The 23,289-nt window shown below is 71.4% G+C and carries 22 protein-coding genes; 12 read left to right on the top strand and 10 right to left on the bottom strand.

What is annotated here, in order from left to right; all coding sequences use genetic code 11:
• Window positions 1–63: 63 nt before the first annotated feature.
• The gene (locus tag CF165_RS52730; protein WP_240521706.1) at window positions 64–927 is read left to right on the top strand and encodes a helix-turn-helix transcriptional regulator; all 864 of its coding nucleotides are present in this window, start codon (window positions 64–66) and stop codon (window positions 925–927) included.
• On the opposite strand, the gene CF165_RS21325 is transcribed toward CF165_RS52730, so the two are convergent.
• The gene (locus CF165_RS21325; RefSeq protein WP_093949287.1) at window positions 917–1,486 is read right to left on the bottom strand and encodes an RICIN domain-containing protein; all 570 of its coding nucleotides are present in this window, start codon (window positions 1,484–1,486) and stop codon (window positions 917–919) included. The genes CF165_RS52730 and CF165_RS21325 overlap by 11 nt on opposite strands.
• A gap of 207 nt (window positions 1,487–1,693) precedes the next feature.
• Between CF165_RS21325 and CF165_RS21320 the strand changes: the two genes are divergently transcribed.
• The 3 genes from CF165_RS21320 to CF165_RS21310 are packed head-to-tail and all read left to right on the top strand — an operon-like array spanning window position 1,694 to window position 3,846.
• Complete coding sequence (locus CF165_RS21320; protein WP_240521705.1) at window positions 1,694–2,233, top strand: YbaB/EbfC family nucleoid-associated protein; 540 nt, start codon at window positions 1,694–1,696, stop codon at window positions 2,231–2,233.
• Window positions 2,234–2,248: 15 nt separating this feature from the next.
• The gene (locus CF165_RS21315) at window positions 2,249–2,584 is read left to right on the top strand and encodes a hypothetical protein (protein WP_093949285.1); all 336 of its coding nucleotides are present in this window, start codon (window positions 2,249–2,251) and stop codon (window positions 2,582–2,584) included.
• Window positions 2,581–3,846, top strand: coding sequence for a hypothetical protein (locus CF165_RS21310; protein ID WP_093949284.1), 1,266 nt, complete (start codon window positions 2,581–2,583; stop codon window positions 3,844–3,846). The genes CF165_RS21315 and CF165_RS21310 overlap by 4 nt, the downstream gene beginning before the upstream one ends.
• A 31-nt stretch (window positions 3,847–3,877) precedes the next feature.
• On the opposite strand, the gene CF165_RS50300 is transcribed toward CF165_RS21310, so the two are convergent.
• On the bottom strand, window positions 3,878–4,099 hold the full coding sequence (locus CF165_RS50300; protein WP_143268625.1) for a hypothetical protein: 222 nt from the start codon (window positions 4,097–4,099) through the stop codon (window positions 3,878–3,880).
• Window positions 4,100–4,202: 103 nt separating this feature from the next.
• On the opposite strand from CF165_RS50300, the gene CF165_RS21305 reads away from it, so the two are divergent.
• The gene (locus CF165_RS21305; RefSeq protein ID WP_093949283.1) at window positions 4,203–4,613 is read left to right on the top strand and encodes an SRPBCC family protein; all 411 of its coding nucleotides are present in this window, start codon (window positions 4,203–4,205) and stop codon (window positions 4,611–4,613) included.
• Window positions 4,614–4,620: 7 nt separating this feature from the next.
• On the opposite strand, the gene CF165_RS21300 is transcribed toward CF165_RS21305, so the two are convergent.
• Entirely contained in the window at window positions 4,621–5,496 is an 876-nt protein-coding gene (locus tag CF165_RS21300; protein ID WP_093949282.1) for an LLM class flavin-dependent oxidoreductase, read from the bottom strand.
• 103 nt (window positions 5,497–5,599) lie between these two features.
• Here CF165_RS21300 and CF165_RS21295 point away from each other — a divergent pair, with 103 nt between their 5' ends.
• A complete protein-coding gene (locus CF165_RS21295) occupies window positions 5,600–6,064 on the top strand; it encodes an SRPBCC family protein (protein WP_093949281.1) in 465 nt (154 codons plus the stop codon).
• On the opposite strand, the gene CF165_RS21290 is transcribed toward CF165_RS21295, so the two are convergent.
• From CF165_RS21290 to CF165_RS21260, 7 genes are all read right to left on the bottom strand, one after another.
• On the bottom strand, window positions 6,061–6,423 hold the full coding sequence (locus CF165_RS21290) for an ArsR/SmtB family transcription factor (protein ID WP_093949280.1): 363 nt from the start codon (window positions 6,421–6,423) through the stop codon (window positions 6,061–6,063). The genes CF165_RS21295 and CF165_RS21290 overlap by 4 nt on opposite strands.
• 138 nt (window positions 6,424–6,561) lie before the next feature.
• Complete coding sequence (locus tag CF165_RS21285) at window positions 6,562–7,761, bottom strand: cytochrome P450 (RefSeq protein WP_093949279.1); 1,200 nt, start codon at window positions 7,759–7,761, stop codon at window positions 6,562–6,564.
• Window positions 7,758–8,813: a methyltransferase gene (locus CF165_RS21280; protein ID WP_093949278.1), complete on the bottom strand. Its 1,056-nt coding sequence runs from the start codon at window positions 8,811–8,813 to the stop codon at window positions 7,758–7,760. Before CF165_RS21280 ends, CF165_RS21285 begins: the two co-directional genes overlap by 4 nt.
• 29 nt (window positions 8,814–8,842) lie before the next feature.
• Entirely contained in the window at window positions 8,843–9,835 is a 993-nt protein-coding gene (locus CF165_RS21275) for an aromatic ring-hydroxylating oxygenase subunit alpha (protein ID WP_158226809.1), read from the bottom strand.
• Complete coding sequence (locus CF165_RS21270; protein WP_158226808.1) at window positions 9,832–10,701, bottom strand: helix-turn-helix domain-containing protein; 870 nt, start codon at window positions 10,699–10,701, stop codon at window positions 9,832–9,834. The genes CF165_RS21275 and CF165_RS21270 overlap by 4 nt, the downstream gene beginning before the upstream one ends.
• 47 nt (window positions 10,702–10,748) lie before the next feature.
• Window positions 10,749–11,240 (bottom strand): ester cyclase, encoded by a 492-nt coding sequence (locus CF165_RS21265; protein ID WP_093949276.1) that lies wholly within the window; start codon window positions 11,238–11,240, stop codon window positions 10,749–10,751.
• Window positions 11,241–11,254: 14 nt separating this feature from the next.
• A complete protein-coding gene (locus CF165_RS21260; protein ID WP_093949275.1) occupies window positions 11,255–11,698 on the bottom strand; it encodes an ester cyclase in 444 nt (147 codons plus the stop codon).
• A gap of 179 nt (window positions 11,699–11,877) precedes the next feature.
• Here CF165_RS21260 and CF165_RS21255 point away from each other — a divergent pair, with 179 nt between their 5' ends.
• The 6 genes from CF165_RS21255 (at window position 11,878) to CF165_RS21230 (ending at window position 23,156) form a co-directional block, all read left to right on the top strand.
• Window positions 11,878–12,873, top strand: coding sequence for an aromatic ring-hydroxylating oxygenase subunit alpha (locus tag CF165_RS21255; protein ID WP_093949274.1), 996 nt, complete (start codon window positions 11,878–11,880; stop codon window positions 12,871–12,873).
• 5 nt (window positions 12,874–12,878) lie between these two features.
• Window positions 12,879–13,853, top strand: coding sequence for a DUF1702 family protein (locus CF165_RS21250; RefSeq protein ID WP_093949440.1), 975 nt, complete (start codon window positions 12,879–12,881; stop codon window positions 13,851–13,853).
• A gap of 135 nt (window positions 13,854–13,988) precedes the next feature.
• Window positions 13,989–15,953, top strand: a complete 1,965-nt coding sequence (locus CF165_RS21245) for an ASPIC/UnbV domain-containing protein (protein WP_240521704.1) — start codon at window positions 13,989–13,991, stop codon at window positions 15,951–15,953.
• A complete protein-coding gene (locus tag CF165_RS21240) occupies window positions 15,950–16,924 on the top strand; it encodes an RnfABCDGE type electron transport complex subunit D (protein WP_205660926.1) in 975 nt (324 codons plus the stop codon). Before CF165_RS21245 ends, CF165_RS21240 begins: the two co-directional genes overlap by 4 nt.
• Window positions 16,921–22,695, top strand: coding sequence for a type I polyketide synthase (locus tag CF165_RS21235; RefSeq protein ID WP_093949438.1), 5,775 nt, complete (start codon window positions 16,921–16,923; stop codon window positions 22,693–22,695). The genes CF165_RS21240 and CF165_RS21235 overlap by 4 nt, the downstream gene beginning before the upstream one ends.
• Entirely contained in the window at window positions 22,692–23,156 is a 465-nt protein-coding gene (locus CF165_RS21230; RefSeq protein ID WP_093949272.1) for an acyl-CoA thioesterase, read from the top strand. The genes CF165_RS21235 and CF165_RS21230 overlap by 4 nt, the downstream gene beginning before the upstream one ends.
• Window positions 23,157–23,289 lie beyond the last annotated feature (133 nt).

Here is a 23,289-nt window from a genome sequence, read left to right as displayed (position 1 = left end):
CGATTCCGGATTCCGCCACGGTGGCCGGGAGCGGACCGAGGAGTCCGCACCACAGGGGGAGCTGTGCACACTGAACGCATCCTGAGCGGTGCGCCGGCGCTCGACGACGTCGTGGCCCGGCTCGGCGAGCGCGGTCCGGGCCGTCTCGTCGCCGCCGTCATCGAGGGCGAGCGGGGAGCCGGCAAGACCACGCTGTGGCGGGACGCGGTGGAGCGGGCCCGCGAGCGTGGCTACCGGGTGCTGGCCTGCCGGCCGGTCGAGCCGGAGGCCGCGTTGCCCTTCGCCGGTCTCACCGATCTCCTCGACGGGGTCGCCGACGCGGAGTTCGGCCGCTTGCCCGATCCGCAACGCCGGGCGCTGGAGATCGTGTTGCTGCGGGCTTCGCCGGACGGCGCGCCGCCGGACCCGCGGGCGGTGAACGTGGCCGCGCTCGGCCTGGTGCGGCTGCTGGCCGGGCGCCGTCCGGTCGTCCTGGCCGTCGACGACACCCAGTGGCTGGACCCGGCGAGCGCCGGCGTGCTCGACCACGTCGCGCGCCGCTCACTCGAGCACGCCGTCGGGCTCCTGATCGTGGTCCGTGCCGGCAGTGCGCCCGCCACACCGGTTCCGTTCGGTCTCGACCGGGACCGGACCCACCGGCTCGCGCTGCCCGCGACCGCTCGCCGGCCACGCCCCGCGTTCGCGAACGGCGTGACCGGTCGTGAGCGCGCGGTGCTCACCCTGCTCGTCGGCGGCCTGACCGCGAACGCGATCGCCCACCGCCTCGGCACCTCGCCCCGCACCGTGCACAAGCACCTCGAGAACCTCTACCGGAAGCTGGGTGCTTCGGACCGGCTCACCGCCGTGCTGCGCGCGCAACGGCTCGGGCTCCTGCCCGGTGCCGGCGAAACCGGCACCGGGCAGCCGAACCGGCCGATCAGCCGTTGACGAGGTAGAACTCCTGGTTCGCCGAACCGGGGAAGCAGGTCCACTGCCGAAGGGTCACCCGATCTGCCGAGGAGAAGTCCGGCACGTCGACGCACCCGCCGCTGCCGCGGTTCTTGATCATGACGCTGCCGTCCGTCCCGGACAGCAGCTGCCACTGCTGCACGGTGGTGGCCTGGCAGAACCACTGCTGCAGGCCGACGCCGTTGTCCAGCCAGCCGTTCTGGGGCTGGATGCACTTGTGGCTGTTCTGGCCCACGATCTCGAAGTAGCCGTTGCCCAGATCGGTGAAGAGGAACTTCGCCGCGGGCGTGTTGTCGCAGTGGTACTGCTGGATCCACGCGCCCGCGCTGTCCGAGCCGCCCCGGACGTTGACGCACTTGCCGCTGTTGCGGTTGTGGGCCTCGTCCCAGAAGGAACCGAGAACACTCATCGGTTTCTGCGCCGCCGCTGTGGTCGCCGCGGTCGCTGTGGTCGCGGCGCTGGCGGCCGAAGCCGCGCCCAGCAACGCCGACACGGTCGCTGCCGTGAGAAGGGCGGCCGTCCGCAGGCGTCTGTTCATGGTGTTCTCCCCTGAATGCCGGAATTCGACGACGCGTTTTCGCGCCGGGGTCAGTCTGTCGGCCGGTCCTGCGGCGGAGACATACGCAAAAGTACGTACGTGACACCGGCGGACCGCGTTCAGCTGACGGCTCCGTCCGCGTCATCCGCAGTTAAGGCAGCGCTGATTGACTTCGGCGTCACCAAACTTTCTTGCGACGAGGACGAATTGACACAGTCAGTGCCTCCCGGCGGCGATCCGCTGGCCGCGTTCACCGCGGAGCTCGGGGAAATCCAGGCCAAGGCAGCGGCGGCACAGGAACGGCTCCGGTCCGCGGCCGCCACCGTGCAGGCGCCGGACGGGGCGGTCTCGGTGACCGTCGGCCCGAGCGGCGTCCTGCAGGACCTCCGGTTCGGTCCCCGTGCGTACTCCCGTTCCCCGCAAGCCCTTTCCGCTCTCGTGATGCAGCTGATCGGCCGCGCGCAGCAGAAGGTCTCGGCCGAGGTCGCCGCCGCGTTCAGCGGCATGGTGGGCGAGAACTCGGCCGCCCGCGAGATGCTCGAGGAGTTCCTGCCGGAACCGGAGCCGGACGAGGGAACGCCCCCGGAGAAGAGCGAGACGTTCATGCCGGAGCAGGAGGCCGAGGACCGGCCGCCCGCGCCGCCGCCGCTGCGGCCGCCGAACCCCCAGCGGCCGCAGCGTGATCAGCCACGACGTCGTCCCCGGCCCGAGCCGGAAGAAGACGACGGCGAAAGCAACCCCTGGTAGGCGGGAGGAGAACCGGTGGTTTCCGGAGCAGGTTTCTCGGTCGACCCGGCCGAGCTGCAGAAGTTCGGCCAGTTCCTGTCGGGCACCACGCAACCGGCGGTGCAGGACGCCGCGAACCGGATGCAGGCCGCCAACGGGTTCGACAACGCGGCGTTCGGCATCCTGCTCGCGCAGGTCCTCGCCGTGCCCTCGCGGATCACCATGGCGGTGATCACCGGCGAGATCGGCAAGCTCGCCGGCGACATCGGCAAGTCCGCCGCCGACGTGAAGAAGGCCGCCGAAACGTACGAGACCCACGACTCGAACACGGCACAGGGCTTGAGCACGTTCGAGACGGAGCTGGGCAAATGACCGTTCCCATCACGGCATCGAACTCCACCACCGGGGCCGGCGTCTTCGACAGCTGGAAGCAGGTGGGCGACTCGATCGGCAAGGTCCGGACCGAACACGGCGGCGACCTCGCGGCCGTCAGCGTGGAGCTGGGCATCAACCTCGTCAGCGCCGTGCTCGACACCGTCGCGTTCGCCATGGACCCGCTCTCGAAGCTGATCGCCGCGGGCCTGGGCTGGCTGATCGAGCACGTCTCGTTCCTGAAGTGGCCGCTGGACCAGGTCGCCGGAAACCCGTCCGAGGCCACGAAGGTCGCCAACGAGCTGCACAAGATCGGCGAGTCGCTGCGCAACACCGGCACCCAGCTCGACGACACGCTCAAGTCGACGATCACCCGGTGGGAGGGCAAGGGCCACGACAGCTTCGTCAAGTCGATCGACGACCGGAAGGGCTGGATCGACGCGAACGCGAAGGCGTCCGACGTCGCCGGCTACATGGTCGAGACCACCGGGGCCCTGATCGGCGCGGTCCGCGCGCTGCTGCGCGACATCATCACGACGATCCTCGGCGACATCATCTCCACGATGCTGATCGCCCTCGCGATGGCCGCGTTCACCTTCGGCGCGTCGATCGCCGTCGGCGTGAGCAAGATCGTCGTGCAGGTCTCGGTCCAGGTGGCGGCGATGGCGGCCAAGCTCGCCAAGGTCGTCGCCTACGCCGGCCGCACCCTGGCCCGGCTCACCAAGCTGTCGAAGCTGGTGAAGCCGAAGCCGGGCAGCACGAACCCGGGCCACGAGATGACGAACCTGCCGCCGAACGGGAACACTGTGCCCAACTTCTCGCGGCCGCTGCCGAAGCCGCCGGGCACCGCGATCACCCACGACGGCCACGGCACCGGCGGCGCCACGCCGAGCACCCGTCCCCCGGGCGACGGTACCGTCCCGAACTTCTCGCGGCCGCTGCCGAAGCCCAAGCCGCCGTCGCCGAAGTCGCACCTGAGCGACCACGACATCTCGACGATCAAGAAGCACGAGGACTGGCTGAAGACCAAGTTCGGGGACAGCTACCAGAAGATGAAGTTCGTCGACGACTGGCTGAAGGCCAAGCACCCGGACTACTACTCGATGCTGAAGGCCCTCTCCGACGCCAAGAGCTCGAAGAACTTCGTGGGCTGGGCGGGCAAGGACATCGTGCAGGTCGACCGCGGCCTCACCGACATCCAGATGCAGGCGGAAGCCGCGTGGGCCGAAGAGGACAAGCAGCAGCAGTCGCAGCCGCAGTAGGACCGGCCGTGGCGGGACAAGGGGTACGGGGTCAGGCCGCCGGGCCCGGGAACGCCGTGACGGCCGCCGCGAACTCCGGGCTGGTGAACGCGCTGTAGTGGTCGCTCGGCACCCGGGTGAACCGGGCGTCCGGCGAGCCGCGGCCAGTGCGTCGGAGGCGGACTGACCGCGGTCCTGGTCGGCACGCGGCGATCGCGCGGGCCGGCTGGGTACCGCGGACCGGCGGGATCACCGATCCGCGCCGCACGGCCACGGTGTCACGCGGCCCTGGTGATCACCGTGTGTCCGGTGGGGTACCCGAACGTGGAGGTCAGAGGCTGCGTAGGCTGGTCGGCACGTGGACGACAAGGAGCCCCGTGAGCAACTCCCGCACGGCGACCATCTCGCTCGACCAGTTCATCGCCGCGCCGCCGGCGAAGGTGTGGCGCAGCCTCACCGAACCCGAACTCCTCGCGCGCTGGTGGGCGCCCGGTGACGTCGCCGCCGTCGTCGGCTACAAGTTCCACCTCGAGATGCCCGGCTGGGGCTCGGTGCTCTGCGAGGTGCTGGAGGTCAAGCCCTACGAACGGTTCGTGTTCACGTTCAACGGCAACTGGACGCTGACCTGGCGCCTGGTCGCCGAAGGCAACGGCACCCGGCTCCTGCTCGACCACTCGGGCTTCGACCTCGACGACAAGCGCGGTCACGACGCCTTCCAGCGGATGGGACCGGGCTGGCGGGACGTCGTCCTCCCGCGCCTGGCCGCGGTGGCCGTGGAGCTGCCCTGAGCGCCGCTCAGCCGACGGCCGTCGCGGCGGCGTACCGGTCGACGAGCCCGGCCAGCCGGTCCACCTGCTCGACCTCCGGTGACCAGCAGTAGAGGATCACCTCGTCGGCCCCCAGTTCCTCGAACCCGCGCAGTCCCGCGCGGATGCTTTCCTCGGTCGTGAGCATCCCGGCCACCATCCAGTGCGAAGCGCCCACGATGGCGTAACAGTCGCTGATTGCCGCCTTCGCCGCCGCGACGGTCTCGTCCGAGCCGAACGCGACGTTCAGCTGGCCGACGTTGCGGGGGCGCCCCGGCCGGCCCAGCTCGGCCCATTCGCGTTCGACGGCGCGGAACAGGTCGCCCGCCCACGGTGCCGGCGCTGCGCACAGCAGCCCGTGGCCGAACCTCGCGACCCTCGCCAGCGCGGCGGGCGCGAACGCCCCGAAGAGGATTTCCGGCCCCTCGGGGCGAAGCGGGGCGGGCCCGACCGGCCCGATCCCGCAGTCGGCGAGCTTGCCCGCCCACAGTTGCCGCAGCGCCGTGAGCTGCTCGTCCAGCCGGCGACCCCGCCCTTCGAGCGGGGCGCCGGCCGCGGTGAAGTCGTCGGTCCGGCTGCCCACTCCGATACCGAGGGTGAACCGGCCGCCGGCGATCCGGTCCAGGGTCGCGACCTGGGTGGCCAGCAGGGCCGTGTCGCGCAGCGGGCCGATCAGCACCTCGGTCTGGAGCCGGATCCGCGAGGTCGTCGCGGCGATCGCCGCGAGGGTGACCAGCGGCTCAGGGTTGTGCCAGATGAGCCGGTCGAGCAGGCCGAGCGTGCTGAACGGCCCGGCGTCGGCCCGCCGGCCCCAGTCGAGCAGCTCATCGGGGGCGTCCCCCGGCAGTCCGATACCGATTTTCACCGGAGTCTCCCTTCTCCGCGAGGCTGGTGGGTCCGTGCGCCAGTGCCGACCCGGCGGTAAAGTGCGGAGGATCGATTGCGGTCGAGGAAAAGGGCGGGCGAGCATGGCCGACGACGTCCGGGCGATCCGGCTCGACGAGTTCCTGCCCTATCCTCCCGACCGCGTGTGGCGGGTATTCGTCGAACCGCGGTTGCTGGCGAAATGGCTGATGCCGCAGGATTTCCAGCCGAAAGTCGGGCACCGCTTCACGATTGCCGCGCAAGCCGTTCCGGCCACGAAGTTCGGCGGCACGATCCATTGCCAGGTGCTGGCGATCGAGCCCGGGCAGATGTTGCGGATCAGCTGGGAGGACCACGGCCCGAGCGGCGCGCGCTGCACCGCCACCTGGCGCCTGGAAGCCGAGGGCCGCGGCACGCGGATCTTCCTGGACCACGAGGGCTTCGACCCGGACAACGAACTGCAGCAGCGGGCCCGCCGGATCATGGGTGGTGGCTGGCGTTCGTGGCTGTTCAGCCGGCTGGCGGCGGTGCTGGCCGACCCGGCCGCGTCGCCGGAGGGCGCGGCCTAGTCCTGGCCCTCTTCTTCCTCCACCGCGGCGCGCAGGAGCTGCATGCGCTCCTTCCAGTAGGCCTCGTACGGGTGCAGCCACTCGGAGAGTTCCCGCATCGGCGCCTGGTCGAGCGAATAGAGCCGTTCGCGGCCGACCTTGCGCGTGGTCACCAACCCGGAAACGAGCAGAACCTTGAGGTGCTCGGACACGCTCGGGCGGGCCATGTCGAAATGCTCGGCGAGGCTGTTGACCGACTGCGGCCCCTGGAGGAGCAGCTGCAGCAACCGGCGGCGGGCCGGGTTCGCCAGCGCGGGGAAGACGGCGTCGAGCGACGAGTCGTCGCCCGCGGTCGACGTGCTTCTCGAGCTCCGCGCCATCTTCTTCAGCCCCTACCAGCACCAGTCGCGGCGGACAGCTGCCCGCCGGTCCTGCTAGATTATCAGTAGGGAGTGTCCTACGTGTCAATCCGGTGGATGCCCGAACGGGGGACCCCCGGCCGTGCGTGACGGCGCGGATCACCACGTGACGGGGAGGGTTTCCGGGCCGCGCACCAGGCGCGCGACCTTCCAGGTGACCTCCTCCGGCGCGACGGCCAGTTCGAGACCGGGGAACCGCCGGAGCAGGGCCGCTATGGCCAGCTCGAGTTCGGCCTTCGCCAGCAGCGCGCCCATGCACCGGTGCGGACCGTAGCCGAACGTCAGGTGCTGCTCCCGGGCGATCTCGAGATCGAGCGCGTCGCCGTCCGGGAAGACCTCGGGGTCCCGGTTCGCGGCCGACAGCTGCGTGTACACGGCTTCCCCGCGGCGGATGAGGACGCCGCCGACTTCGACGTCCTCCGTGGCGACTCGGGCGAAGCCGCCGGGGCTTTCGAGCGGGATGAACCGCAGCAGTTCGTCCAGCACCCGGGGCAGCGGAGGTCCCGCGCCCCGGTTCAGCTCGGCGTAAACACCGTCGCGCAGCAGCACGAACACCATGTCGGCGAGCTCGTTGACGGTCGTTTCGTGGCCGACCACGAGCAGCGTGATCCCGAACGTGACCAGCTCCTGCTCGGTGAGCTTTCCCTCGGCGTCGGTGGCCCGGACCAGCGTGCTGAACAGGTCGTCGGCCGGTTCCCGTCGCTTGAGCTCGGCCAGCCGGTGCAGGTACTCGGTGAGGCTCCGGAAAGCCGCGAAAACCTCCTCGGGCGGGAACGCGGTGACCGCCATCACGATGTCGGACCACACGCGGAACTGATCGCGATCGGCGAACGGCACGCCGAGGATTTCGCAGATGACCGCCACCGGCAGGGGGAGCGCGAGTCCGGCCATGAGGTCCGCCGGCGGACCCTCGGCCGCCAGGGTGTCGAGGAGGCCTTCCACCTGTTCGGCGATCCACGGCCGGAGCCGGTCCACGCTGCGGACGCTGAACGCGGGACCGGCGAGCAGGCGCAACCGGCTGTGCCGGGGCGGGTCCATGCTCATGATCATGCTGGGGTCCCGCACGATCTCGGGCTGCTGCCGGGGCAGGTCCATGGTCAGGGTGGCCGCGCGGCTGAACCGCGCGTCGGACAGGACGAACTTGGTGTCCTCGTAGCCGGTGACGAGCCAGGCGTCCCCGCCGAACGGCATGCGGATCCGCGCCACCCGCTCGGATTCCTGCAGCTTCCGGTAATGGCCGTCGAGTTCGAGCGCGACGGTGGGGCCGAAGGGGAAGGGGTGCGGTGCCCGCCCGGTCATCGGACTTCCTTTCGGCGCAGCTCGAGCAGCGCGAGCCCGAACGACGTCGGATGCGTGTCCACAATGGTCAGTCCGGCTCGTCCGGCGAGTTCGCTGTACTCGGCGAAGCTGCGCTCCTTGCCACCGGAGAAGATCAGCATCATCAGGTCCAGCCGGGCCAGGCTGGCCTGGTCACCGTCGCCACCGACGACGGTTTCGACGACGAGGATCCTGCTGTCCGGCCCGAGTACCTCGGAACCCCGGCCGAGAATGCGCACGACGTCGTCGTCGGGCCAGTTGTGCAGGACGTTCATGACGACATAGGTGTCGGCACCCTCGGGCCAGCGCCCGAAGAACGTTCCCTCGGCGAACCGGGCCCGGTCCGCCACGTCGGACTTCGCCAGGTGGGCCCGCGCGGTCGCGATCCCCGCCGCGGTGTCGAAAACGGTGCCGACCGCTTCCGGCGCCTCCCGCAGCACGGCTTCCAGCAGCAGCCCGTGCCCGCCACCGACGTCGACCAGGTTCCGGGCCGACGGCCACGGGAACGCCTCGACGATGCTCGCGAGGGAGATGCGTGTCTTGTGCGCCATCGCCTTCTCGAACGACGCCGACAGGTTCGGGTCCTGCGCCAGGTCGGTCCAGACGTCCCGCCCGAACAGCTTCTCGTACGCAGGTTCGCCGGTCCGGACCGCGTCGATCATCAGCACGGTCGCCTGGTCGAGCTTGGCCATCGCGTTGTTCATCAGCCACCACTCGCGCATGCCGACGGGGTTGTCCGAGACCATGAGCTCGGCCAGCGGTGTCCTCCGGAACGTGCCCGGGCCCGCGTCGATGGTGAAGATCCCGATCGTCACGAGGTAGTGCATCAGCCGGCGCAGCGCGTCGCTGTCGACCTGTTCGCCTGCCTCGCCGAGTCCCTTGAGCAGGCCTTCGAGCGAGGTGCCACCGGGAGCGACGAGATCGGCCAGGCCGAGGGTCGCCGCGGTGCGGATGGCCCACGGCGCCACCGTGTCGGTGAGTTCCACCATTCTGACGAAAGCGCTCTCACGCTGGATGTCCGGTGTGTCGGGCACGAGACGGTCTCCGTTCCGGCGGCCGGTGATCAGGTCAGGAACTCGCGCGCCGGGTTCGCGCGCGGGTAGGTCCGCAGGTAGTCGAGGAACACGGCGAGGTTGCCGTCGCGGTCGGTCAGCAGCCCCGGCTGGAAGTGGATGGTGTCGAAGATGTCGGAGTCGTCGGAGTAGAACTCCATCTGGGCGGCGAAAACACGCTGGAGGGCCTCCTGCGCGGCCTCCTCGGACTCGTCGTCGCCCTTGCGGACCCCGTAGACGAAGAACGAGTCGGTCCGGCCCGGCGCCGGCAGGCTCGGCGACGTCATCCAGAAGTACCACCGGCCGTCGAGGAGCCCGGTCTGGAGGAACAGGTTCGGCCCGTGGATGTCGATGCGCACGTCGTAGGCGTTGCCGTTCGGCATCGAACCGATCAGGTCGTAGCCGTGGGAGTGGGCGGTGCGGCGCACGGTGTCGTCGGGCGGCACGGCGAGGTCGAAGCCGTGGGGGAGCGTCAGGTGCTGCAGGTCCAAGGTGTGCGCCGAGACCATCCACGGTTCCATCGCCAGGTGGCCGAACCGGCCGCGGGCCGCCCGGATTTCGGTTTCGGGGCAAGGCAGCCGCGGGATCTCGAAGAACGGCTCGGTACCGTTGAAGGCCCAGACGACCCCGAAGGCCTCGGTCGTCGGGAACCGGAACAGCCGGGCACCCTCCGGGACGGGGTCGCCGCTGCCCGTCCGGCGGCACAGCCCTTCGGCGTCATAGGTCCAGCCGTGGAACGCGCAGCGCAGCCTGCCACCGGTCACGGAGCCGACGGTGAGGTCCGCGCCCAGGTGGAGGCAGTAGGCACTGACCACCGCGGCCCGGCCTTCCCCGTCCCGGAAGGCCACGACACGGCCGCCCAGGAACTCGGCGCCGACCACGGTGCCGGGTGGCAGGTCCTCGGCCATGCAGATCGGGTACCAGCTCTGGGTGTAGAGCCCGTCGTCGCCTTCGTGCGGCAGGTGCTTTCCCAACGGGCGCCGCTGCGGGGCGGAGTTCGTCATCGGGCGCCTCCCCATCGGTCGGTCCCGGCCGGTCGCGGCTCGGGTTCGCGCATCTTCGGGATCGTCCCGTTCGGCCGGCGGCTGGCGGCGAGCAGCGGGGAGACCGACAGGATCGGCGGGTCGCTGACCCGGCGTGGCCGGAGGACGATCTCGACGTCGGTCTCGGCCGGACGGCCGCGCTGAACGCGGATCGGCCCCCAAGAGCCGACCCGGCACTGGTCTGGCCGTACTTCGGTCAGCGCGGCTTCGACAGCGGCGTCGGCGGGCAGGCTCATCACGAGCGCCATGTAGCTGCCGTCCACGGCGATCCGGAGATCCGCCTCGGCCGTGCCGCGCACGAGGGTGCAGGCCGCGGGCCACCCCTGGGGGATGCCCGACTCGAACAACCCGACGAGGGCCAGGTGCCCGGCAGGCAGGCCGCTGAGCCGGATCCGCAGCGGCGGCCCCCGCCGGGGCCCGGCCGGGACGGACCCGGTCAGCACCTCCTCGAGCGGCAGGGTCGCGAGATCGCGGGCGAGCCGCCGGAAGTGCCGGGGCGAGGTGCCGACCAGCCGGGTGAACTGGGTGGTGAAGGTGCCGTGGCTGGAGTAACCGACGTCCATGCAGATCGTGGTCACGTTCGCCTTCGTCCCCAGCAGCAGCCGCTTGGCCTCGGCGATCCGCAGGGCCGCGAGGAACCGCGCCGGGGTGGCCGACGTGATCTGGCGGAACACCCGGTGGAAGTGGAACGGGCTGAGACACGCGACGCGCGCGAGCTCGTCGAGTGAATGCGTACCGCCGAGGTCGGCCTTGATCCGCCGCAGTGCCTGCCCGACCGCCCACAGGTGGGCGTCCTCGGACGTGCCCGTGGCCTCCCGCGTCTTCACCAGCGCTCCCAACGTCTTGGCAGGCCGTCTCCGGCCGCGGCGGAGGATCAGGACCTCGTGGTGCCGGACGGCGCCGGGTCGGGCCACATCGACGCCCACCCACCGGCGGCGCCCTGCGCTTCCCGGAGGAGGTCGGGGATCTTCGCGACGTCGAACACCCCCCAGTGCTCGACGATCCGGTTCCCGTCGAAGCGGAAGGTGTTGGAGCCGCCGACGGCGAACTTCTTGCCGGTCGCGGGGATGCCCATGAACTCGCCGGTGTGCGAAAAGTGCAGCTCGATCGCCTGGGCCAGGAAGTCGCCTTCGCAGACCGAAACCAGCACCTCGACCTTGGTCGTCGTCAGCGCGTTCGCCGCTTGGCCGAACCGGTGCGCGACGCCGTCCCGTCCCGGCGGGTCCCACGGCGGGGCGAAGTGGTCGACGAATTCGGGGGCCAGGACGTCCTGGATCACCGCGAAATCCTTCGAGAACAGGACGGCGCCGCGGAAGCGCCGTACGATCTCCTCGCGCTCGGCCTTCGTCCGGGCCAAGTCGTCCATGTCGCCTCCCGTGGTCACGCCGTGGCGTCGAGCAGGGTCCGGTCGACCAGCCCGATCTGCTCGAGCAGGGAGATCGTGTCGGCGACCCCCCAGTGCTCGACGACTTTGCCGTCGGCCAGCCGCAGCTGGCCCATCAGCGCGCACCGCACCGCGCGCCCGGTCGGCCCGATATTCAGGTACGGGCCGGAATGGGTCGCCGAAACGGTGAGCCGCGTGCTGACGAGATCGCGCTCGGCGATGATTTCCTCGATTTCGATGTGGATGTCGGGAAAGGCGGTGATGAATCGCTGCATCTCGGCACCGACATCCGCGGCAGGCAGTGTGCCGTCCCGCCCGTGGTGCACCATTTCCGGGGCCCAGTAGCGCATCATCGCCGACACGTCCCGGACGTTCCAGGCATCGACCAGCCGCTGCACAACGGCCTTGTTGGCGGCCGGCCGGTTCGCGTCGGATGTCATCCGAATCCCCCCGAATCCGCGTCGATGGCGGTCGTCGAATCACAGCCATCTGACCACAGCGGAGCGGGCAAGGGTTCTCCGAGATTGTCGAAACAGCAGGCCTTGACGAGCCACGACGAGCCGTCGACACTGGGGCCGGCTCCCGTCCGTTCGTCGCCACTGGGGAGGACGGTCCACGCATGCCGATCATCGATTCCGTCCGGCCGCGCCCGCGCGCGGCGCCGATCCCGGCCGAGGGGCAGGACGGGCTCTTCACCCAGACCTGGTTCCCGGTCTGCCTGAGCGCCGACCTGCCGCCCTCGGGCGGAATCGTGGGTGCCGAACTCCTCGACGGCCGGGTGGTCGCGGTGCGTTCGGCCGCGGGCGAGGTCGCGGTGCTCAGCGCGTACTGCGTCCACCTCGGCGCCGACCTGGCCGTGGGGAGCCTCGACGGCGAAGGGATCCGGTGCGCCTTCCACGGCTGGCAGTACGGAATGGACGGACGGTGCCGGTCGGCGGGCCCGGGCCGTGAGGCAGGCCTGTTTCGCTTCCCCGCCGTGGAGAAGTACGGGATCGTCTGGGCGTTCAACGGGATCGAACCGTTGTTCCCGATCCCCGGGACCGCGCAGCCGGAGCCGGGGTTGCCGTCGGTGGACCGCGCGGTCGCGTTCGACCAGCGCCTCGCCGTCGACCCGTGGGTGGTCGCCGCGCAGACCCTCGATCTCCAGCACTTCTCCCTGCCGCACGAGGGAAAGTTCGTGGAGGACCCGAACGATTCCTTGTCGTGGACCGACTTCTCGGTGGGGTACCGCTACCACGCGCTGATGCCGGGCGGCGAGGAGTACAAGGTCTGGGCGTCCATCCACGGGAGCAACATCTTCTGGCAGCACGGCACACTCGACGGCCGGTGGTTCCGGTGGATCACCGGGATGTCGGCGCCGCGGACGGGGACGACGGCGTCGTTCTTCAGCTGGGGCACCCAGCGGGTGCCCGGTGAGCCACCGGACGCGGCGGAGGCGTTCCTGACCAAGGTCCAGATGTTCATGCTCAACCTGCTGGCGGAGGATGCCCCCGTCCTGACGACGATCCACTACACGCCGGGACTGCTGACGCCGGCGGACCGGGCCCTCGCGGAGTTCTTCGGCTACCTGCGCCGGTACCCGCGCGCGAATCCCGCGCGCCAGTACCTCCGGTGAAGCGGATGACCGCGCCGTGGCGGAGCCTCCGGCGCCGGGTGCTGACCCCGGATGTCGCCGAAACCCGGATTTCGCGTCGTGGCTTCCACGTCAAGGACGACGCGGCCACTCGGCTGCTGGAGGCCATCGGCGAGTCGTTCCTGCACGGTTTCGCCGTCGCGGCCGAGGCGCGCGGAGCCGAGGACGTCCCCGATCCGCTGGACCAGGTCGCGGTGCGGATGCGAGGGTTCTGCTACGAGGGCGCGGCGATGGCGTTCGCGATCCGCGACGGCCTCTCGGCGCGAGGCCGGAACACGCCGCGATTCGTTGCGGGACCGGGGGAACCTCACCTGTACATGGCTTACGTCGGGATCGGCTGGGCGCTGGCGAGGCTCCCGCGGTTCCGGCACGCGCGAGTGCTCGCCGCGGCGAGCGATCCGGTGCTGCGCTGGCTCGTTCTCGACGGTTACGGGTTCCACCAGGCCTACTTCCACACCGCGCGGTACGTTCACCGTCAGGTGCGCGACGCTGCGGTCCCCCGCGTGAGCAGCACGGGCGCGGCGTATTCGGGCCGGGCGATCGACCAGGGCATCGGGCGGGCGCTGTGGTTCGTCGGGGGAACCGACCCGGCCCGGGTGGTGGAGCTCATCGGCGGATTCGACGGCGATCGGCGCGCGGATCTCTACAGTGGAGCCGGTCTCGCGGCGACCTACGCGGGTGGTGCGGATCCCGGGGAGCTGGCCGAACTGGCCGAGCGCGCCGGCGAGTACCGCCCGCAGCTCGCCCAGGGAAGCGCGTTCGCCGCCGAAGCCAGGGCGCGCGCCGGCCTCCTCGTGCCGGAGACCGAAAGCGCTTCGAGAGTGCTTTGCGGGATGTCCGCGGCCGACGCGGCGGAACTGGCCAGGGACACGAAACCAGGCCCGTCGGCGGATTGCGCCGTTCCCGCCTATGCGCAGTGGCGGACGCGCGTCGCCGAGGAGTTCGCCTCGCTGGGCGGATGACGGTCGCCCGATCCCGTCCGGCGGCAACGGGCTCGGGCAATGTCAGAGAACACCGCGATCGCGGGCGGGTGCAGGCTGGTCGGAACTGGCGGACCTTTTCCCGTTCGGGGAAGGGATAGAGGGGAGATCGTTGCAGTGTCCCGGTTGCGCAGATCGGTCCCGGCCATGGCGGCGATTCTGCTCGCGCTGTCGCTTTTCTTCGTCGTCGACGGCCAAGTCGCCGCTCAGGACCCGGCTCCGCCGGCCGGAGGCTACCGTTTCCAAGAGCTGCCGATCGCGTACCCGCCCGGGTACGAACGCCTGCCGAAGCGCACGGTCCGGGAGGTCAACCCCGCGTACACGCGCATCAGGTCGTGGATTTCCTCGGTGGGCGCGGCGATCGCGGTCAACGACCTGACCGGGCACGGCCGCGGCGACGGGATGTGCTTCGTCGACACGAGAACCGACGCCGTCGTGGTCACCTACACCCCGACCGCACCCGAGGCGGACCGGTTCACCCCGTTCGTGCTGGATCCGGCGCCGTTGCCGATGGACGCGGCCATGGCGCCGATGGGCTGTGTCCCCGGCGATTTCAACGGTGACGGCGGGATGGACCTGCTGGTCTACTACTGGGGTCGCACGCCGGTCCTGTTCCTGGCCAAGGCGGGGGCGCCGGCTCCCGCGGCGGCTTCCTACCTCCCCAGGGAGCTGGTGGCCAACGAATCCGCGGACGGCGGCTACCACGGCCCGCGGTGGAACACCAATGCCGTCGGTGTCGGTGACTTCGCGGGCGACGGCCGGCCCGCGCTGTTCGTGGGCAACTACTTCCCCGACTCCGACGTGCTCGATCCCCATGGCCGCAACAACGTCCAGATGAACACGTCGCTGTCCAGCGCGGGCAACGCGGGCGGCGCGCACGTGTTCCGCTGGTACGCCGGGACCGCGGGTGACCAGCCGACGGCGACCTACGTGCCCGAGCCGAACGCGGTCCCGTACGAGGCGTCGACCGGCTGGACCCTGGCGATCGCCTCGGCGGACCTGACCGGCAGCGGCCGCCAGGACGTCTACGTCGCGAACGACTTCGGGCAGGATTTCCTGCTGCACAACGTATCGGCGGCCGGCCACATCCGCTTCTCGGTGGTGCGCGGCGAGCGCACCCCGGTGACACCGAAGTCGTTCGTCCTGGGCAACGACTCGTTCAAGGGCATGGGGATCGACTTCGCGGACCTGAGCCGGCGGGGACGATTCGACATGCTGGTCAGCAACATCACCACGGCGTGGGGCCTGGAGGAGAGCAACTTCGTCTGGGTGAACCAGGCCGACAGCGACGCCGCGATGGCCAAGGACCTGGGCGCCGGCACCGCGCCGTTCCGGCAGGAGGCGCAGGAGTACGGGCTGGCTTGGTCCGGCTGGAGCTGGGACGTCAAGGCCGCCGACTTCCGCAACACCGGCGACCTGGACGTGGTCCAGACCGTCGGCTTCGTGAAGGGCGACACCGACCGGTGGGCGTGGCTGCAGGAACTGGCGATGTCGAACGACAACCTCCTGGTGAACCCGGCGATGTGGCCGCACGTCGAACCCGGTGACGACATCGCCGGGCACCAGCCGCTCGCCTTCTACGCCAGGGGCGACGGCGGGAAGTACGTCGACATCAGCGCGCCGCTGGGCCTCGCCGTCCCGACTCCGACGCGGGGCATCGCCATCGCGGACACCACGGGGACCGGCGCACTCGACTTCGCGGTCGCCCGGCAGTGGGAGGCGCCTGCCTTCTACGCCAACCAGTCGCCCGGCCGTGGGGCGTACCTGGATCTGCGGCTGTACCGGCCTGCCGGCGGAACCGGTGGGATGACCGCGACCGGTACGCCGGCCTACGGCGCCACCGTCAGGGTCACCACTCCGGACGGCCGAACGCGACTGTCCCAGCTGGACGGCGGCAGCGGGCACAGCGGGAAGCGTGACTTCGGAGTCCACTTCGGACTCGGCGCGGCAGCCGGCCCGGTCGAGGTGCAGGTCGACTGGCGAGACGGGGCGGGGGTTCAGCACCGGCAGACGCGGCCGCTCGAGCCCGGCACCCACACGTTCCTGCTGACCGACGGTGTCCAGGAGGTCCGGAGCCGATGACAGCCACAGTTCCCACCCGGTCGCCCGAGGCGCCGGAGAAGACGCTCGCCCCGCCGGCGCCGAAGACGTCGCCCATCCCTGACGCGCGGTATCTGGCGCTGCGGAACTTCGCCATCTCGATCAGCGTGTTCAACGTGCTGGGCTACACGGTGCTGGGGTTCGAGCAGCCCTGGCTGTGGCCGGTCATCGCGGTCGCGGCGGGCTACCTGACCGAGCTCGTCTTCGAGCTGGTCAGCGCCTGGGCCTGGCGCCGTCCGGCGCGGTTCACCGGGCGCGGGGCGCGCGGGGTGTACGAGTTCCTGCTGCCCGCGCACATCACCAGCCTCGCGGTGAACATGCTGTTGTACGCGAACAACCAGATCTGGCCGGTGATCTTCGCGGTGGTCGTCGGCGTCACGGGCAAGCACGCGTTCCAGGCACCGATCGGCGGCAAGCTGCGGCACTTCATGAACCCGTCGAACTTCGGGATCACGGTCGCCCTGCTCTGCTTCGGCTCGTGGGTCAGCATCGCGCCGCCGTACGAGTTCACCGAGAACGCCAACACGTTCTTCCGGATCATGATCCCGCTGATCATCGCGACCGCCGGGGCGGTGATCAACGCCGCGCTCACCCGCCGGATCCCGTTGATCGCGGGCTGGATGGGCGGGTTCGCCATCCAGGCACTGATCCGGCACTGGATCTGGGACGTCTCGTTGAACACCGCGCTCGGCGTGATGTCCGGGGTCGCGTTCGTGCTCTTCACCAACTACATGATCACCGACCCGGGGACCACGCCGTCGAAGCCGCGCGCGCAGTTCGTGTTCGGCTCGGCCGCCGCCGTGGTCTACGGCGTCCTCATGGTGCTGAACGTGGTCTACACGCTGTTCTTCGCCGTGTCGATCGTGTGCGCGCTGCGCGGCGCCGGCTGGTGGATCGCCCGGGCGCGGGAACGGCGTGGCGACGGCGACGCGGCGGCCGGTGCGGCGGCATGAACCGGGCCAGGATCGCGGTGGTCGGCATGGCCTGCCGTTACCCGGACGCCGACACGCCGGACCGGCTGTGGGAGAACGTGCTCGCCGGCAGGCGCGCCTTCCGCCGGCTGCCGGACGTCCGGACGCGCCTCGACGACTACTACGCACCCGACCCGGACGTGCCAGACCGGTTCTACGCGGCGATGGCCGCCGTCCTCGAGGGTTTCGAGTTCGACCGCGTGCGCTACCGGATCGCGGGAAGCACCTACCGGTCGACCGACCCGGTGCACTGGCTGGCCCTGGACACCGCGGCGAAGGCCCTCGAGGACGCCCGCCTGCCGGGCGGGGCGGGGATCCCGGCGGAAAGCACGGGTGTCGTCGTCGGCAACACGCTGACCGGCGAGTTCAGCCGGGCGAACGTGCTGCGCCTGCGGTGGCCGTATGTCCGCCGGACCGTCGCGGCGGCGCTGCGCGAACTGGAGTGGACCGGCGATCGCCTCCGGCCGTTCCTCGACGAGCTCGAGCGCCGGTACAAGACACCGTTCCCGGAGATCGACGAGGACAGTCTCGCCGGTGGCCTCGCCAACACCATCGCGGGCCGGATCTGCAACTACTTCGACTTCCGCGGGGGCGGGTACACCGTGGACGGCGCGTGCTCGTCGTCTCTGCTTTCGGTGGCCACGGCGTGCACGGCGCTCGCCGACGGGGACCTCGACGCGGCGATCGCGGGCGGGGTCGACCTGAGCATCGATCCCTTCGAACTGGTCGGATTCGCGAAGACCGGCGCGCTCGCGCGAGACGAGATGCGGGTCTACGACCGCGGTTCGAACGGGTTCTGGCCCGGCGAAGGGTGCGGGATGCTCGTGCTGATGCGGGACGAGGACGCCGTCGCCCGCGGGCTTCGGCGGCACGCGACGATCGCGGGGTGGGGCTACTCGTCGGACGGTGCCGGCGGCATGACCCGTCCCGAGGTCGCCGGCCACCGGCTCGCGCTGCGCCGGGCGTACCGGATGGCCGGGTTCGGCATCGGGGACGTCGGCTACCTGGAGGGCCACGGGACCGGTACCGCGGTGGGGGACGCCGCCGAGCTGTGCGCACTCGGGGAGGCACTGAGCGAGGCCGGGCCCGGTGTGGCACCGGTCGCCATCGGCACGGTCAAGGCGAACATCGGCCACACCAAGGCAGCCGCGGGGGTGGCCGGGCTGATCAAGGCGGTGCTGGCGGTCCGCCACGGCTTGATCCCGCCGGTCAGCGGCCACTCCGCCGCCCATCCGGAGCTGACCGGGGACCGGCCGGTGCTCCGCGTGCCCGACGCGGCCGAGCCGTGGCCGGGTGGCGGGCCGCCACGGGCCGGGGTGTCTTCGATGGGTTTCGGCGGGATCAACGCGCACGTCGTGGTAGAACACGCCGACGGTGCCGGGACTTCTCCGGCGGCCGCGCGGACGCTGGTGCGATCGCGGCAGGACGCCGAACTGCTCCTGCTCGACGCCGAAACCCCGCTCGAGCTGGCTGCCGAGGCCCGGCGGCTGGCGGGAACGGCGGACATGGTGTCCTTCGCCGAACTGGGCGACCTCGCGGCGGCGCTGGCCCGCGGGCTTTCCGGCGGACCCGTTCGCGCGGCGGTCGTGGCGGGCACACCCGCCACGACCGGGGACGCACTGCGGCTGCTCGCCGACGCCGTGGCGGACGGCAGCCGGGAGCTGGTCGATCCCCGGCGCGGGATTTTCCTGGGGAGCGGGACGAGCCGGCCCCGGATCGGGTTCCTGTTCCCCGGCCAGGGGGCGGGCCGGCGCGGAGACGGTGGCGCGCTGCGGCGCCGGTTCGCCGCCGCCGACCGGCTGTACGAGTGTGCCCGGCTTCCGGTGGACGGCGACCTCACGGCCACAGAACTGGCCCAGCCCCGCATCGTGACATCGTCGGCCGCCGGGCTGCGCGTCCTCGGCGAGCTGGGGATCGAAGCGGCCGCGAGTGCCGGGCACAGCCTGGGCGAGCTGACCGCGCTGCACTGGGCCGGCGGTATGGCCGAGGACGTCCTGCTCCGGATCGCCGAGGCGCGCGGCCGGATCATGGCCGCCACGGGGATCGGCGACGGCACGATGGCGGGGATCGGCGCGTCCCCGGACCAGGTCCGGCCGCTGCTGGCCGGCGAGCCGGTGACGATCGCCGGCTACAACGGGCCGCGGCAGACCGTCGTCTCCGGGCCGAAGGACGCGGTCTGGGCGGTGAGCATGCTGGCGGCCGACCGCGGGTTCACGGTCAGCCCCATCGCGGTGTCCCACGCGTTCCACTCCGCCGAGATGGGCCCGGCGGGCACCCGGCTGCGCGCGTGGCTGGACGAGAAGGCCGGCTTCCGCCGCTTGCGGCGCACGGTCTTTTCGACGGTCACGGGAGTGCGCCTGCCTCCCGGCACGGACTTGCCCGAGCTGCTGGAGCGGCAGATTCTCGCGCCGGTCCGGTTCGCGGACGCGGTGACCGCACTCGCCGGGCACTGCGATCTGCTGCTGGAGGTGGGGCCTGGCCGGACGCTGACCGGTCTGGCCGCCCAGATCGCGCCGGAGTGCCCGGCGGTGGCGCTGGAGACCGACAGCCGTTCCCTCGGCGGGCTGCTGCGCGGGGTGGCGGCGGCCTACGCGCTCGGCGCGCCCGTGGCGGTGCGTGCGTTGTTCGACGGGCGGTTCACCCGGCCGTTCCCCCTGGACAAGGAGTTCAGCTTTCTCGCGAACCCGTGCGAGGCGGCGCCGGTCGATCACGGGAGCGTCGAGCAGGCGGCCATCGAGCGCGTCGAGCCGCTTCCGCCGTCCGGCGGCCGGGGGAACCCGGTGGACGTGCTCCGGCGGCTCGCGGCCGAACGCGCGGAACTGCCGCTCGACGCCGTCGGGGCGGACACCCATCCCCTCGACGACCTGCACCTCAGTTCGATCACCGTCGGCCAGATCGTCGGCGACGCGGTTCGCGAGCTCGGCATCGGCGCGCCCGTGTCGGCCACGGCTTATGCCACGGCCAGCCTCACCGACCTCGGCGAGATGCTCGACGAACTGCGCAGCACCTCGACCGGGCGCGACGAGGCGGCACCGGCCGAAGTGCCGGGCGTGGCTCCCTGGGTGCGGGCCTTCCGCGTCGACCTCGACGAGTCCGTGCCCGGCCGCGCGCCCGCGGAACGCGTGGCCGGAACCTGGCAGCTCGTCGTCCCCGAGCCGTACCCGCTGGCGAAGCTGCTGGCCGGGCTGCTCGAGGACGCGGCACTCGGAAACGGTGTCCTGCTGTGCCTGCGGGCCGACTGCGGTGAGGATGAGGCGGAGGCCATGCTCGCCGCCGCGCGCGCCGCACTGGCGCTGGCGAAGCCGGCGCGCTTCGTCGCGGTCGGCGGTCCTCGCGGCGCGGGCGCGCTGGCGAAGACGCTGCACCTGGAAGCGCCGTGGATCACCACGAGTGTGATCACGCTGCCTTGCCCGGAGGACCTCGTGGGCGAGGAGGCCGAAGCCGCGTCCGAGCGGATCCTGCGGGTCGTCGCCGGGACCGGCGGCTTCGGCGAGACGGTGTTCGACGCCGCCGGGATCGCGCGTACGCCGGTCCTGCGCGTGCTGCCCTGCTTCCCGGACGAGGCGGTGGCACCGGTCCTCGCCCCGGACGACGTCATGCTGGTCACCGGGGGAGGCAAGGGCATCACGGCCGAGTGTGCACTGGCGTTGGCGGCGGAGAGCGGGGCGGCGCTGGCCCTGCTCGGACGCTCTTCACCGAGCGAGGACGCCGCGCTCGCCGCCAATCTCGAGCGGATCGAGGCGTCCGGGGTGCGTGTGCGGTACTACCGGGCGGATGTCACCGCGTCCGGCGAGGTCGCCGAGGCGGTCGCGCTGATCGGCCGCGAGCTGGGCCCGGTGAGCGTGGTGCTGCACGGCGCCGGGCACAACGAACCGCGCCCCCTCGCGAAGCTCGAGGCGCCCGCGTTCCGCCGGACCTTGGCGCCCAAGGTCGGCGGGCTGCGGACCGTGCTGTCCGCGGTCGCCCCGCGGCTGCTGGTGACGTTCGGGAGCGTGATCGGGCGTGCGGGACTGCGCGGTCAAGCCGACTACGCGATCGCGAACGACTGGCTGACCGAGCTGGCGGAGCGGTACGGACGGGAGCGGCCGGAGTGCCGGTGTGTCGCGCTGGAGTGGTCGGTGTGGTCGGGCACCGGGATGGGCGAGCGGCTGGGCGTCCTCGAAGCCCTGGTGCGGGAAGGAATCCAGCCGATCCCGGCCGCCGCCGGGGTGGCGATGCTCCGCCGGGTGCTCGGCGAGCCCGAGGCTCCTGGAGCGGTGGTGGTGGCGGGTCGGTCGGGAGGACTGCCGACCGTGCGGCAGCAGCGCGACGAGCTGCCTCTGCTGCGTTTCCTCGAACGCACCCGGGTGCACTGCCCCGGCGTGGAACTGGTGGCCGAGGCCGGCTTGTCCGCGGGCGGCGACCCGTACCTGGCCGACCACGTGCTCGACGGCAACCCGGTGTTCCCCGCGGTGCTGGGCATGGAGGCGATCTGCCAGGTCGCGTCCGCGCTGGCCGGCCGGACCGACGTGAAGGCGCTCGAAGACGCCGAGTTCCTGCGCCCCGTCGTGGTTCCGCCGGGGGAGACCCGGACGATCCGGATCGCCGCGCTCGCCGTGGCCGGGGACGTGGTCCGGGTCGCCGTCCGCGCGGCCGAGACGGACTTCGTGGCGGACCACTTCCGCGCGACCGTCCGGTTCGGACAGAGCAAGGCCGGCGAACCCGTGCCCGCTCGAGCAGTCTCGCCGCTCCCCTTGGACCCGGCCACCGACCTCTACGGTTCGGTGCTGTTCCAGGGCAACCGCTTCCGGCGGTTGTCCGCGTACCGCGTGCTCGCCGCGACGAGCTGTGTCGCGGAGATCGCGCCGGGCCCGGCGGACCAGTGGTTCGGCGGGTTCCTGCCCGCCGGGCTGGTGCTCGGCGATCCCGGCCGCCGGGACGCGCTGATGCACGCCGTCCAGTGCTGTGTCCCGGACACGACGCTGCTGCCGGTGCGCGTCGGCAAGCTGGAGATCTTCCCCGGGGCGGGGGACGGCGCGGTCACGGTGACCGCGTCCGAGCGTGGCCACGACGGGGACACCTACGTCTACGACCTCACCGTGCGCGATTCCCGGGGCGTGCCCGCCGAGCGGTGGAGCGGCCTCGAGCTCCGGGCCGTGGCCAGGCGCGACGTCCGCGAGCCGTGGCCCCCGGTGCTGCTCGGCCCGTACTTGGCGCGGCGGTGCGCTGCCTGGGTGCCGGGTGCACCCGGCTGCGCTGTGGTGCCGGACGAGCGGGGACTCTCCCGCCGCGAGAGGTCCGCCGCCGCGATCACGGCCGCGGCCGGCGGCGAGGGAACAGTCGTCCGGTACCGGCCGGACGGTAGGCCGGAAGCCGGCCGCGGCCTGCAGGTTTCGGCTTCGCACGGGGCAGGCGTGACCTTCGCCGTCGCGGGCGCGGCGCCGGTCGGGTGCGACGTGCAGCCGCTGATGTCCGACGGTGGACAGCGGTGGCCGGCGTTGCTCGACGCCGATGGGCTCGCCCTCGCGAGGCTGGCCGGCCGGAAAAGCGGTGAAGCCTTCGGGCGGAGTGCGGGCCGGGTGTGGAGTGCCGTCGAGTGCCTGCGCAAGCTGGGCCACGCAGTCGTCCGTGAACCGCTCGTCTTCGACGGGACCGAGCGGGACGGCTGGGTGCGGTTCCGCTCCGGTTCCGTCCGGATCGCCACCTGGGTGGGCACCCTGCGGCAGGCCGCCGATCCGGTCGTGTTCTCGGTGGCGGCGGGAGATGGGCCGTGACCGGGCCGCCGTTCTACGAATACCGGCACGTCGTCGGATTCGAGGAGACCAATCTGGTCGGCAATGTCTATTACGTGAACTACCTGCGCTGGCAAGGACGGTGCCGTGAGCTCTTCCTCCGTGACGAGGCGCCGGAGCTGATCGCCGACATCCGGGCCGGTCTCCGGCTGCTGACGGTCCGCTGCGAATGCGATTACCTCGCCGAAACCACCGCGTTCGACGAGATCTCCGTGCGGATGCGGCTCGGTGACCTCACCCAGACCCGGATCGGATTCGCCTTCGACTACGTCAAGGGCCGCGACGAACTCGTGGCACGGGGCTACCAGCGCGTCGCCTGTCTCCGGGGCCCGGACGAGGACGTCCGGCCCTGCCGCGTTCCCGAGCCGCTCCGGGCCGCGCTGACCCGCTACGCGGTACCGCCGAACCGGTCGGATTCCGCCTCGATTCTCCCGCTCGGCTGACGGTCCGCGAAAGGTGCGAGAATAGTCGATCGTGAAAGGTGGTCCCGCCTTTGGCGGGAAATTCGACTTGAACTGTACGTGATCACAAAGCTCCTTCACACGTCATTCTGTGTGCTAGACTTCGGGAGAGCTA

The organism is Amycolatopsis vastitatis (assembly GCF_002234595.1).
GTDB classification, from domain to species: Bacteria; Actinomycetota; Actinomycetes; order Mycobacteriales; family Pseudonocardiaceae; genus Amycolatopsis; species Amycolatopsis vastitatis.
This window is presented reverse-complemented; position numbering and strand designations above follow the sequence as displayed.